This is a genomic window from Actinoplanes sichuanensis (genome assembly GCF_033097365.1).
Lineage (GTDB): Bacteria > Actinomycetota > Actinomycetes > Mycobacteriales > Micromonosporaceae > Actinoplanes > Actinoplanes sichuanensis.
Genome location: NZ_AP028461.1, coordinates 9,222,749 through 9,234,570 on the forward strand (window position 1 = coordinate 9,222,749; position 11,822 = coordinate 9,234,570).

Genomic DNA, 11,822 nt, shown 5'->3' on the forward strand with positions numbered 1-11,822 from the left:
GTCACACCTCCTTCGTTTCGGGCTCGTCGCCGTCCGCCGAGGCGGGAACGGTGGCCGGGGCGCGTTCGGCCACGGCACGGCGGGCGCGGGGACTCGGCGGGACCTGGAGGTCCATCGGCGGGACCGGGAAACTGCCCGGTGGCCGCTGATGCAGCTCCTCCTCGATGGAGAGCTGCTTCGGTTTCTTCGGCGACGGCCAGCCCCAGGCGATGCCCAGGACGAGCACCGCCACGACGCCGGTGGTGACCCAGCGGGTGGTGTCCGAGATGGCACCGCTGCGGGCGACCTTGAAGAACGCCAGGAAGAGGATCCACACCAGGCTGACCGGGATGAGGACCTTCCACCCGAAGCGCATGAACTGGTCGTAACGCATCCGGGGGAGCGTGGCCCGCAGCCAGATGAAGCCGAAGAGCAGGATCAGCACCTTGCCGAAGAACCAGAGCAGCGGCCAGTAGCCGGAGTTCGCACCCTCCCAGAACGTGGTGATCGGAGCCGGAGCCCGCCATCCACCCAGGAAGAGCGTGGTCGCGAAGGCCGAGACGGTGATCATGTTGATGTACTCGGCGAGGAAGAAGAGCGCGAACTTGAACGACGAGTACTCCGTGTGGAAGCCGCCGACCAGCTCGGACTCCGCCTCGGGCAGGTCGAACGGGGCCCGGTTCGTCTCACCGACCGCCGCGATCATGTAGATGATGAAGCTCGGCAGGAGCTGCACCGCGTACCAGCCGGGCGCGGTCACCTCGAAGCCGAACAGCTGCACCGGGTCGCCGGAGGCCTGCGCCGCGACGATCTGCGAGGTGCTCATCGTGCCCGCGGTCATGAACACCGCCACGATCGACAGGCCCATCGCGACCTCGTACGAGATCATCTGTGCGCTCGACCGCAGACCACCCAGCAGCGGGTAGGTCGAGCCGGACGCCCAGCCCGCCAGCACCACGCCGTAGACGCTCATCGACGAGCAGGCCAGCAGCACCAGCACCGAGACCGGCACGTCGGTGAGCTGGAGTGCCGTCTTCTGGCCGAACATGGTGACCACACCGCCGAACGGCATCACCGAGAACGCGGTGAACGCGGTGGTCGCGGAGATCACCGGGGCGATGAAATAGACCACCTTGTCGGCGGTCTTCGGGATGATCTCCTCTTTGAACGGCAGCTTCAGGCCGTCGGTGAGACTCTGCAACCAGCCCTTGGGGCCGACCTGGTTGGGGCCCGGCCGGACCGCCATCCGGGCCACGACCTTGCGCTCGTAGTTGATGGTGAACAGCGTCAGCAGCAGGAGCAGCGCGAACACGCCGACCAGCTTGATCAGGACGATCCACCAGACGTCGTTCTCGAACGTCTCCAGAGTCGGGTCGACGGCGGTCGCCGCCACCACGATGTCGTTCATCGCGCGGCCCCTTCGGCCAGGATCGGGCCGGGGACACCGGCCGCCAGCGTGACCACCGCGCCGGCGGTGACCCCGAGACTGCGCCGGACCGTCGAGCCCGGCGAGTTCGTCGGCAGCCACACCACCCGCGGCGGCAGGTCGGAGATCGCGGCCGGCAGCGTGATCGAGCCCCGGTCGGTGCCGACCGTGACCAGGTCACCGTCGGCAAGACCGAGCGACTCGGCCAGGTCCTTGCCGAGCCGGGCCACCGGCGGCCGGGCGGTGCCGGCCAGCACCTGGTCGCCGTCGAGCAGCGAGCCCAGGTCGATCAGCTGGTGCCAGGTGGCGAGGACCGCCTGGCCCGGGCCGGGTGCGGCCGCTGTTGAAGCCGCAGCGGTCGGCACGGACCGCTGCTCCGTGGTGCCGGGAAGAGAGCCGAGTTCACGACGGATCTGGTTGACGTCACCGGTGTTCAGACTGACGTCGAGCAGTGCGGCGATGGCCTCGAGAACCCGGCCGTCGGTCATCGCGGTGCTCTTCAGCACCGCTTCGAACGACCGGAGGCGACCCTCCCAGTCCATGTACGTGCCGGCCTTCTCGACCGCCGGCGCGATCGGCAGGACCACGTCGGCCCGCCGGGTCACCGCGCTCTGCCGCATCTCCAGACTGACCAGGAACGGCACCGTGTCCAGCGCGTTCTCGGCGAGCGCCGGATCGGCCAGGTCGGCCGGGTCCACGCCGCCGACCAACAGGGCACCGAGAGTGCCGTCCGCGGCCGCCGCGATGATCCGGTCGGTGTCGCGGCCCGGAGTCCCGGGCAGCACACCGGCCTCGACCCCCCAGGCCAGCGACAGCGCGGCGCGAGCCGAGTCGTCGTCGACCGGACGACCGCCGGGCAGCAGGTTCGGCAGCAGACCGGCGTCGATGGCGCCACGGTCGCCGGCCCGGCGGGGCACCCACGCCAGCTTCGCGCCGGTACGGGCGGCCAGACCGGCCGCCGCGCTGAGCGCACCCGGCACGGTGGCCAGACGCTCACCGACGATCAGCAGGGCGCCGGGGGCGCCGAGCGCTTCCGCCACGACGGCGTCGGACGCGAGAAGGTTCGCCTCGTCACCGGGGACTGCCGCGACGAGCGCGGCGCCGAGCTTCTCCAAACCGCGGGAGAGGTACGGCGAGACCGCCGTGACCTTGAGCTTCCGGCGGATGTGGCCCTTACGCAGGCGCAGGAAGAGGATCGGTGACTCCTCCTCCGGCTCCAGTCCGGCGAGCACCACCGACGGGGCGTTCTCCACCTGCTCGTACGTCACCTCGGTGATCCCGGCGACCGCGGCGGCCAGGAAGTCGGCCTCCTCGGTCGTGGTCACCGCGGAACCCGTCGCGCGGATCGGCCGGGCCCGGAAGTCGACGTCGTTGGTGCCGAGGACGGCCCGGGCGAACTTGGCGTACGCGTACGCGTCCTCGACGGTGAGCCGGCCGCCGGGCAGGACCCCGACGCCGCGCTCCCGGGCCGCCCGGAATCCTTCGGCCGCCGCGAGCAGCGCCTCGCTCCAGGAGGCCTCCCGCAGCTCACCGGTCTTGGCGTCGCGGATCTGCGGGGTGAGGATGCGGTCGGTGGCCGTGGCGTAGCGGAAGCCCCAGCGCCCCTTGTCGCAGTTCCACTCCTCGTTCACCGCCGGATCGTCACCGGCCAGGCGGCGCAGCACCTTCCCGCGCCGGTGGTCGGTGCGCTGGGAGCAGCCGGAGGCGCAGTGCTCGCAGGCGCTCGGCGTGGAGACCAGGTCGAACGGGCGGGCCCGGAACCGGTACTGCTCGCCGGTGAGCGCGCCGACCGGGCAGATCTGGATGGTGTTGCCGGAGAAGTACGAGTTGAACGCGACGTCGCCGTCGCCCTCACCGACCTGTCCGTCACCGGTGCCCGTACCCCCGAAGAAGTCGTCCCGATAGACGTTGATCTGCTCGCCGGAGGACCGGTCCATCAGGTCGATGAACTTGTCGCCGGCGATCTCCTCGGAGAACCTGGTGCACCGCTGGCAGAGCACGCAGCGCTCCCGGTCCAGCAGCACCTGGCTGGAGATGTGGATCGGCTTCTCGTACTCCCGCTTCTCCTCCTTGAACCGCGAGTCGGCACGGCCGGTGCTCATCGCCTGGTTCTGCAGCGGGCACTCACCGCCCTTGTCGCAGGTGGGGCAGTCGAGCGGGTGGTTGATCAGTAGCAGCTCCATCACGCCGGCCTGCGCCTTCGCGGCGACCGGCGAGCTGAGCTGGGTCTTTACGACCATGCCCTCGGCCACCGTCTGGGTGCAGGAGGCGACCGGCTTGCGCTGGCCCTCCACCTCGACGAGGCACTGCCGGCAGGCGCCGGCCGGGGCGAGCAGCGGGTGATCGCAGAACCGCGGGATGGCGGTTCCCATCCGCTCGGCGACGCGGATGAGCAGCTCACCCTTCTCCGCGGTCACCTCGACCCCGTCGATGATCAGAGTGACCTGGTCGGCCCTCTTCGCTACGTCCGTCATCAGTGCGCTCCTACGAGGGACTTCTCGGAGAGCCGCGGTGCGGTGCGGCCCTCGATGTAGCCGAGGTAGTCGTCCCGGAACCACTTGAGCGTCGACACGACGGGCGTCGCCGCACCGTCGCCGAGGCCGCAGAAGGACCGGCCGAAGATGTTGTCCGCGGTGTCCTGGAGGGTGTCCAGGTCCTTGACGGTGCCGTGACCGGCGAGGATCCGCCGGTAGGTGCGCACCATCCAGTAGTTGCCCTCCCGGCACGGGGTGCATTTGCCGCACGACTCGTGGTGGTAGAACTCCAGCCACCGCCACGTGTTGTAGACCGGGCAGTCCTGGTCGGAGAAGATCTGCATCGCCGTGGTGCCCAGGATCGACCCGGCCGCCGCCACACCCTCGAAGTCCATCGCGGTGTCGATGTGCTCGGCCGTCAGCAGCGGCGTCGACGAGCCACCGGGCGTCCAGAACTTCAGCTTGTGGCCCGGCTGCATGCCACCGGCCAGTTCGATCAGCTCACGCAGGGTGATGCCGAGGCCGCACTCGTACTGACCGGGATTGACCACCCGGCCGGACAGCGAGTAGATCATCGGGCCGGACGACTTCTCCGTGCCCATGCTCTTCCACCAGTCGGCGCCGCCCAACACGATGTACGGCACGCTGGCGATGGTGCCGACGTTGTTGACCACGGTCGGGCTCGCGTAGAGCCCGGCGATGGCCGGGAACGGCGGGCGGAGACGGGGCTGCCCACGGAACCCTTCGAGAGAGTCCAGCAGTGCGGTCTCCTCACCGCAGATGTACGCGCCGGCGCCGCTGTGGACGACCAGGTCGAGGTCGAAGCCCGAGCCCAGGATGTTCTTGCCGAGGTACCCCTTGGCGTACGCCTCCTGGACCGCGTTGCGCAGCCGCCGCGCGGCGTGCACCGCTTCACCGCGGATGTAGATGAACGCCCGGTTCGCGCGGATCGCGTAGGAGGCGATGATCGCGCCCTCGACCAGCGAGTGCGGGTCGTAGGTCATCAGCGGCAGGTCCTTGCAGGTGCCCGGCTCGCCCTCGTCCGCGTTGATCACGAGGTAGTGCGGCTTGCCGTCGCCCTGCGGGATGAAGCCCCACTTGAGACCGGTCGGGAAGCCGGCGCCGCCACGACCGCGCAGGCCGGAGTCCTTGATCAGCTGGATCAGGTCGTCCGGGTGCACGTCGAGCGACTTGCGCAGCGCGCGGTATCCGTCCAGCTGCTCGTAGACCCCGATCTGCCAGGCGTCCGGCGACAGCCAGCGCTTGGTCAGGACCGGGGTGAGCTTCTGGAGGAGCTCCTGTCGGGGCTGTGTCACTTCGCTCCCTCCCCACCACTCGGGCGGGCGTCACCGGCGGGCTTGGCGTCCGAGGCCGGCTTGTTCGCGGCCACGCCGGCCGCCTCGGCCTTGGTGGTGACCTCGTCCTTGGGCAGCGGCTTGGTCTTGGTGATCGGGGTGTCGGGGTCGAACCCGGCCACCGCCACGCCGTGCTCCTGGGCGAGCCGTACACCGCGCAGCGTCGGCGCTCCGGCCACGCCGTCGGCGACCGCGCCGTCGCGGGGGTCGGCGAATCCGGCGAGCTGGTACTGCATCTCCTTGAGCGAGCAGATCCGCGCGCCACGCGACGGGGTCTGCTCCTTCCCCTGGCGCAGGTTCTCCACCAGCTCGACCGCGCTCTGCGGGGTCGCCTGGTCGACGGTGAAGTCGTAGTTGACCGTCACCACCGGTGCGTAGTCGCAGGCCGCGAGGCACTCGGCGTGCTCCAGCGTGATCTTGCCGTCGGCCGAGGTCTCGCCGTGGCCGACACCGAGGTGCTCGACCAGTCCGTCGTACACCTCCTGGCCGCCCATGACGTTGCAGAGGGTGTTGGTACAGACGCTGACCAGGTACTCGCCGGTGGGCCGGCGCTTGTACATGGTGTAGAACGTCGCGACCGCGCCGACCTGGGCCTTGTTGATGCCGAGGATCTCGGCGCAGAACGCCACCCCGTTCGGGCTGACGAAGCCCTCCTCGGTCTGCACCAGGTGCAGCAGCGGCAGCAGCGCCGAACGCTCCCGGCCGGCCGGGTACCGGGCCAGGATCTCCCGGGCCGGTTCGAGAAGCTTCGCCGCCAGCGGTTCGGCCGCCGGCGAGAATTCCACGGTTGTCACCTGTCACACCCACCCATCACGGGATCCAGCGAGGCGCCGCCGGCGATGACGTCGGCCAGCAGGGCGCCCTCGGCCATCGCGGGGATGGCCTGGAGGTTCACGAAGCTCGGCTCGCGGTAGTGCACCCGGTAGGGGTGGGTGCCACCGTCGGAGACCGCGTGTACGCCGAGTTCGCCACGCGGGTGCTCGACCGCGACATAGACTTGACCAGGCGGAACCCGGAAGCCCTCGGTGACGAGCTTGAAGTGGTGGATCAGCGACTCCATCGACTGACCCATGATGTTGGCGACGTGTTCGAGGGAGTTCCCGAGCCCGTCCAGACCGAGCGCGAGCTGCGCCGGCCAGGCGATCTTCTTGTCCTCGATCCAGATCGGCCCCGGCTTCAGGCGGTCCAGCGCCTGCTCGACGATCTTCAGCGACTCGCGGATCTCCGCCATCCGGACCAGGTAGCGGCCCCAGACGTCGGCCGTGGTCGCGGTCGGCACGTCGAACTCGTAGGTCTCGTAACCGCAGTACGGCATGGTCTTGCGCAGGTCCCAGGGCAGGCCCGCCGAGCGCAGCACCGGGCCGGTGATGCCGAGCGCGAGGCACCCGGTCACGTCCAGCACGGCGACACCCTGCGTCCGCTGCTGCCAGATGATCTGGCCGGACAGCATGTCCTCGTATTCCTTGAGCTTCTTCGGCAGGTACTTGAGGAAGTCGCGGATCTTGCGGATCGCCGAGTCCGGCACATCCTGGGCGAGTCCGCCGGGGCGGATGTAGCCGTTGTTCATCCGCAGGCCGGAGGTCTCCTCGAAGATGTCGAGGATGTACTCCCGCTCGCGGAAGCCGTACAGCATCATCGAGATCGCGCCCAACTCCATGCCCGTGGTCGCGAGCCAGACCAGGTGCGAGGCGATCCGCTGGAGTTCCATGAACATCACGCGGATGGTGGTGGTGCGCTCGGTGATCTGGTCGGTGACGCCGAGCAGCTTCTCCACCGCGAGGCAGTAGGCCGTCTCGTTCGACATGTTCGCGAGGTAGTCCATGCGGGTCACGAAGGTGACGCCCTGCGTCCAGTTCCGGTATTCGAGGTTCTTCTCGATCCCGGTGTGCAGGTAGCCGACGACCGGCCGGACCTCGGTGACCGTCTCGCCCTCGAGTTCCAGCACGAGCCGGAGCACACCGTGCGTCGACGGGTGCTGTGGACCCATGTTGACGACGATCTTCTCGTTGCTGAGCGGGTCGATGCTGGACGTGATGCTGTCCCAGTCGCCGCCGGTGACCGTGAAGACCCGGCCCTCGGTGGTCTCGCGCTCGGTCGCGTACTCAGGTCCGGACAGGTTCTCAGAAATGGTCACTGGTAGACCCTCCGCTGGTCGGGAGGCGGAATCTCGGCGCCCTTGTACTCGACGGGCACGCCGCCGAGCGGGTAGTCCTTGCGCTGGGGGTGGCCCTCCCAGTCGTCCGGCATGAGGATGCGGGTCAGGTTCGGATGGCCGGCGAAGACGACGCCGAACATGTCGTAGACCTCCCGCTCCTGCCAGTCGGCGGTCGGGTAGACCCGGGTGACGCTCGGAACGGTCACGCCCTCGGCCACCGCGACCTCCAGCCGCACCCGGCGGCGATAGGTCATCGAAGTCAATTGATAAGCGACGTGGAAACGGCGCTCGTCGGAGCCGAGATAATCCACTGCGTCAACGGACGAACACAGTTCGAAGCGCAAAGAGGCGTCGTCACGCATTACCTGACACACGTCGACGATGTGCTCGGCGCGTACGTGAAGTGTGAGCTCGGCCCTATCTACGACCACCTTCTCGATGGCTTCGGAGATGGCCGGATAAGCTTCTTCCAACGCGTCATAGACGTCGTCGAAATACCCGCCGTACGGCCGTGGGCTGTCAAAAACAGCAGGTCGGGGGCGGACCAGGCGACCGAAGCCGGAAACGTCTCCGGTCCCCTTGACGCCGAACATGCCCTTATCCGGGCTGGGCGGCGTCTGAGCCGGAGCACCCAATTCGGCGCCCGCCGGGACACTACCCTGAGTTCCGGGTTCAATACTCATTTGTGAGCCTCCCGCAAATGCGGCTGGAGTTTCATCCAGTTCTCGATCCGCAATTGCTCTTCGCGTCCCTCTTTAACGGCCTGGGTCCATTCCTCGCGACGGACCTTGTCCACGCGGTAGGACGACGGCATGGCTCCCGGAGCGACGACCGGAACTCGGCCCTCGGCCTGCCGAGCTTCGAGCATCTTCCGACCATTGGGGCCGAGCGGCTGCGCCATGACCTTCTCGCGCATCTTGAGGATCGCGTCGATCAGCATCTCGGGGCGCGGCGGGCAGCCCGGAAGGTAGATGTCGACCGGGACGATGTGGTCGACACCCTGCACGATCGCGTAGTTGTTGAACATCCCGCCGGACGACGCACAGACGCCCATCGAGATCACCGATCGCGGCTCGGGCATCTGGTCGTAGATCTGCCGGACCACCGGTGCCATCTTCTGGCTGACCCGGCCCGCCACGATCATCAGGTCGGCCTGACGGGGCGAGGCCCGGAACACCTCCATCCCCCAACGACCGAGGTCGTAGTGGGGACCGCCGGAGGCCATCATCTCGATGGCACAGCAGGCGAGGCCGAACGTGGCGCCCCAGAACGACGACTTCCGAGCGTAGTTGGACAGTTTCTCGACGCTCGTCAGCAGGATGCCTGCCGGGAGTTTCTCTTCGATTCCCATGTCACATCAGTCCCAGTTGAGGCCGCCACGCCGCCACACATACGCGTAGGCGATGAAGACGGTGAGGATGAACAGGACCATCTCCACGAACCCGAACAGGCCGAGCATGTCGAAGGAGACGGCCCACGGGTACAGGAAGATGGTCTCGATGTCGAAGATGATGAAGAGCATGGCGGTCAGGTAGAACTTCACCGGGAACCGCCCGCCACCGATCGGTTGTGGCGCCGGCTCGATTCCGCACTCATAAGCGTCGAGTTTCGCGCGGTTGAAGCGCTTGGGCCCGACGATGGGGGCGACGGACACCGAGAACAACGCGAACAGGGCGCCTAGAATCAGCAACCCGACGATCGGGACATAAGGGTTGATCGTCATTTCTACTCCCGTACGACTGTTAGCCGCTTCACACTAGTTACTGCGGTTGTGCTGTCCTTTGGTCGGGGTGCCTGATTTGCCTGATTTCGAAGTCAGACGGAGGGCGCCACCTTGGTCAAACCGTTGATGATGCGGTCCATGGCGTCGCCACCCCGGGGGTCGGTGAGGTTGGCCAGGAGCTTGAGGACGAACTTCATGAGCAGCGGCTGCGGCATGCCGTACTTGGTGGCCAGTCGCATGATCTGGGGGTTGCCGATCAGCTTCACGAAGATCCCGCCGATCCGGTAGTAACCACCGAACCGGAGACTCAACTCGGCGGGGTACGCCTGCAGGGCCCGCTCGCGCTCGGGGCCGAACGGGCGGGCCAGAGCCTGCACCGCGACCTCGGCCGCCATCTCGCCGGACTCCATCGCGTAGGCGATGCCCTCGCCGTTCATCGGGTTGACCATGCCGCCGGAGTCACCGACCAGCAACACGCCACGGGTGTAGTGCGGCACCCGGTTGAAGCCCATCGGAAGCGCGGCACCGAGCGTGGGGCCGTCCGCGTTCGCCTCGTCACGCAGGCCCCACTCCTCAGGGGTGCTGCCGAGCCAGTCGGTGAGCAGGTGCCGGTAGTTCGTCTTACCGAACGCGTCGGAGGAGTTGAGGATGCCGAGGCCCACGTTCACCCTGCCGTCGCCCAGGCCGAAGATCCAGCCGTACCCGGGTAGGAGCCGCGCCGGGTCCTGCGCGCTGCGCAGCTCCAGCCAGGACTCCAGATAGTCGTCGTCGGCCTTCACCGCCGAGTGGTAATACCGCCGGACCGCCACACCGAGCGGCCGGTCGTCGCGCTTGGCCAGGCCCAGCGCGAGCGGGAACTTGCCGGAGACGCCGTCCGCGGTGATCACCAGCGGCGCGCGGAACTGGGCCGGCTCCTTGCCCGGGCCGACCTTGGCCTCGACGCCGATCACGTAGCCGTCGTCGTTCTGTACCGGGCCGGTGACGTTCACCCCGGTCCGCAGCAGGGCGCCGGCCTCGACCGCGCGCTGGGCCAGCATGTCGTCGAAGTCCATCCGGGTACGGACGAGACCGTAGTTGGGGAAGCTGGCCAGCTCGGGCCAGTCGAGCTCCAGCCGGACGCCGCCACCGATCACCCGCAGGCCCCGGTTCTGCAGCCAGCCGGCCTTCTCGGAGGTGTCGATGCCCATCCGGATGAGCTGGCGGACGGCACGCGGGGTGAGACCGTCGCCGCAGACCTTCTCCCGGGGGAACTCGGTCTTCTCCAGGAGCAGGACCCGGACGCCGTGCCGAGCCAGGTGGTACGCCGCCGCGGAGCCGCCCGGGCCCGCTCCGACCACGATCACGTCAGCCTCGTCGGCGACGGGTCCACTCGCTACGTGGTCGTCCACGGTCCAACCTCCGTCTCACCCGGAACGCTCGTGAATTAGTTCACAAGCATGCCTCGATCGGAGTGTAGGCCGACAATCGAAGATCTTTGCGCTTAGGTCTGCCTAATTGTTTCGACGACACTAACGTCCCTGCTCAGGTACCTGAAGGACCCGCTCCGCCACGCCGAGCGCCGGACCGTCAAGGTGTTCGCGGATGGTCCCGCCCATCGCCCGGTCGAGCGCCACGATCAGCCCTTCGACCAGATCCTGAGCAAGATCGGGGTCCTGCGCCGCGACCGCCCGGAGTCGGGTGGCCAATTCGGTGGCACGGCGCTCGCCCGCTTCACCCTCGTCGATGGCGAGGTCGATGTCGGTGTCGTCGAGTTGCCCGATATCAGTCATAAGTCGAGCAAAACAGCGCATTCATCGTGTTGTTCGCAAAATGCGTTTTTTACACCCGGGTGGCTCGATGGAGCGCCACGACACCGCCGGTCAGGTTCCGCCAACCCACCCGGTCCCACGGGCCGGCCTCGGCGATCCGGGTCGCCAGGCCCTGCTGGTCGGGCCAGGCGCGGATGGACTCGGCGAGGTAGACATACGCCTCCGGGTTGCTCGCCACCGCACGCGCCACCGCCGGCAGCGACCGCATCAGATATTGGAGATAGACGGTACGGAAGGCGCCGTTGACCGGGTGGCTGAACTCACACACCACCAACCGCCCGCCCGGCCGGACCACCCGGGCGAACTCGCGCAGCGCGGCCCCGGTGTCGACCACGTTGCGCAGCGCGAAGGAGATCGTCACGGCGTCGAAGGTGGCGTCCGCGAACGGCAGCCGCAGCGCGTCACCGGCCAGCAGCGGCACCTCGGCCCGCACCCGGCGCCCGGCCCGCAGCATGCCCACCGAGATGTCCGCACCGACCGCGAACGCGCCCGACCGGCCCAGCTCCTCGGTGGAGACGCCGGTGCCGGCACCCACATCCAGCACCCGCTCCCCCGGCCGGAGCCCGAGAGCGGCCCGGGTGGCCCGGCGCCAGCCCCGATCCTGGCCGAACGAGATCACGGTGTTGGTGAGGTCGTACCGATTGGCCACGCCGTCGAACATCTCGGCGACCTCGTGCGGCTGCTTGTCCAGATCTGCGCGCGTCACGGGTCCAACTCTCTCACCCCATCCGACCACCCCGACCCCCGCCCCGAAATCGGAAAAGGCTCTCTCCACACAACAGAACGGGCGGGATGGTTTCCCATCCCGCCCGTGCCTTGTGCGTTATATATACGACCGCCATCGGTCGGGTCCGACTGCTCGTCACCGACGCTGACCGCGGCAGGCGACGCATGAGTGTTAC

General features: G+C 68.2%; 10 protein-coding genes and 1 pseudogene. All 11 read right to left on the reverse strand.

The genetic code is table 11. From position 1 onward, the window contains the following. Position 1: 1 nt before the first annotated feature. Positions 2 to 1,387, reverse strand: a complete 1,386-nt coding sequence (gene nuoH / locus Q0Z83_RS42385) for an NADH-quinone oxidoreductase subunit NuoH (RefSeq protein ID WP_378079075.1) — start codon at positions 1,385 to 1,387, stop codon at positions 2 to 4. Next, positions 1,384 to 3,879, reverse strand: a complete 2,496-nt coding sequence (locus tag Q0Z83_RS42390; protein ID WP_317789073.1) for an NADH-quinone oxidoreductase subunit G — start codon at positions 3,877 to 3,879, stop codon at positions 1,384 to 1,386. The genes nuoH and Q0Z83_RS42390 overlap by 4 nt, the downstream gene beginning before the upstream one ends. After that, the gene (nuoF, locus tag Q0Z83_RS42395) at positions 3,879 to 5,195 is read right to left on the reverse strand and encodes an NADH-quinone oxidoreductase subunit NuoF (RefSeq protein ID WP_317789075.1); all 1,317 of its coding nucleotides are present in this window, start codon (positions 5,193 to 5,195) and stop codon (positions 3,879 to 3,881) included. Before nuoF ends, Q0Z83_RS42390 begins: the two co-directional genes overlap by 1 nt. 62 nt (positions 5,196 to 5,257) lie before the next feature. Then, positions 5,258 to 5,992 (reverse strand): annotated as a pseudogene (gene nuoE, locus Q0Z83_RS42400) (NADH-quinone oxidoreductase subunit NuoE); the annotation flags it as partial. Positions 5,993 to 6,024: 32 nt separating this feature from the next. Then, positions 6,025 to 7,350, reverse strand: a complete 1,326-nt coding sequence (locus Q0Z83_RS42405; RefSeq protein ID WP_317797277.1) for an NADH-quinone oxidoreductase subunit D — start codon at positions 7,348 to 7,350, stop codon at positions 6,025 to 6,027. A 14-nt stretch (positions 7,351 to 7,364) separates the two neighbouring features. Further along, positions 7,365 to 8,072, reverse strand: coding sequence for an NADH-quinone oxidoreductase subunit C (locus Q0Z83_RS42410; RefSeq protein ID WP_317789076.1), 708 nt, complete (start codon positions 8,070 to 8,072; stop codon positions 7,365 to 7,367). Beyond that, positions 8,069 to 8,740, reverse strand: coding sequence for a NuoB/complex I 20 kDa subunit family protein (locus Q0Z83_RS42415; protein ID WP_317789077.1), 672 nt, complete (start codon positions 8,738 to 8,740; stop codon positions 8,069 to 8,071). Before Q0Z83_RS42415 ends, Q0Z83_RS42410 begins: the two co-directional genes overlap by 4 nt. A 6-nt stretch (positions 8,741 to 8,746) precedes the next feature. Next, the gene (locus Q0Z83_RS42420) at positions 8,747 to 9,112 is read right to left on the reverse strand and encodes an NADH-quinone oxidoreductase subunit A (RefSeq protein ID WP_203896409.1); all 366 of its coding nucleotides are present in this window, start codon (positions 9,110 to 9,112) and stop codon (positions 8,747 to 8,749) included. Positions 9,113 to 9,204: 92 nt separating this feature from the next. Continuing rightward, the gene (locus tag Q0Z83_RS42425) at positions 9,205 to 10,500 is read right to left on the reverse strand and encodes a geranylgeranyl reductase family protein (RefSeq protein WP_317789078.1); all 1,296 of its coding nucleotides are present in this window, start codon (positions 10,498 to 10,500) and stop codon (positions 9,205 to 9,207) included. Positions 10,501 to 10,620: 120 nt separating this feature from the next. Next, the gene (locus tag Q0Z83_RS42430; protein ID WP_317789080.1) at positions 10,621 to 10,881 is read right to left on the reverse strand and encodes a hypothetical protein; all 261 of its coding nucleotides are present in this window, start codon (positions 10,879 to 10,881) and stop codon (positions 10,621 to 10,623) included. 49 nt (positions 10,882 to 10,930) lie between these two features. Then, positions 10,931 to 11,626: a demethylmenaquinone methyltransferase gene (locus tag Q0Z83_RS42435; protein WP_317789081.1), complete on the reverse strand. Its 696-nt coding sequence runs from the start codon at positions 11,624 to 11,626 to the stop codon at positions 10,931 to 10,933. Positions 11,627 to 11,822 lie beyond the last annotated feature (196 nt).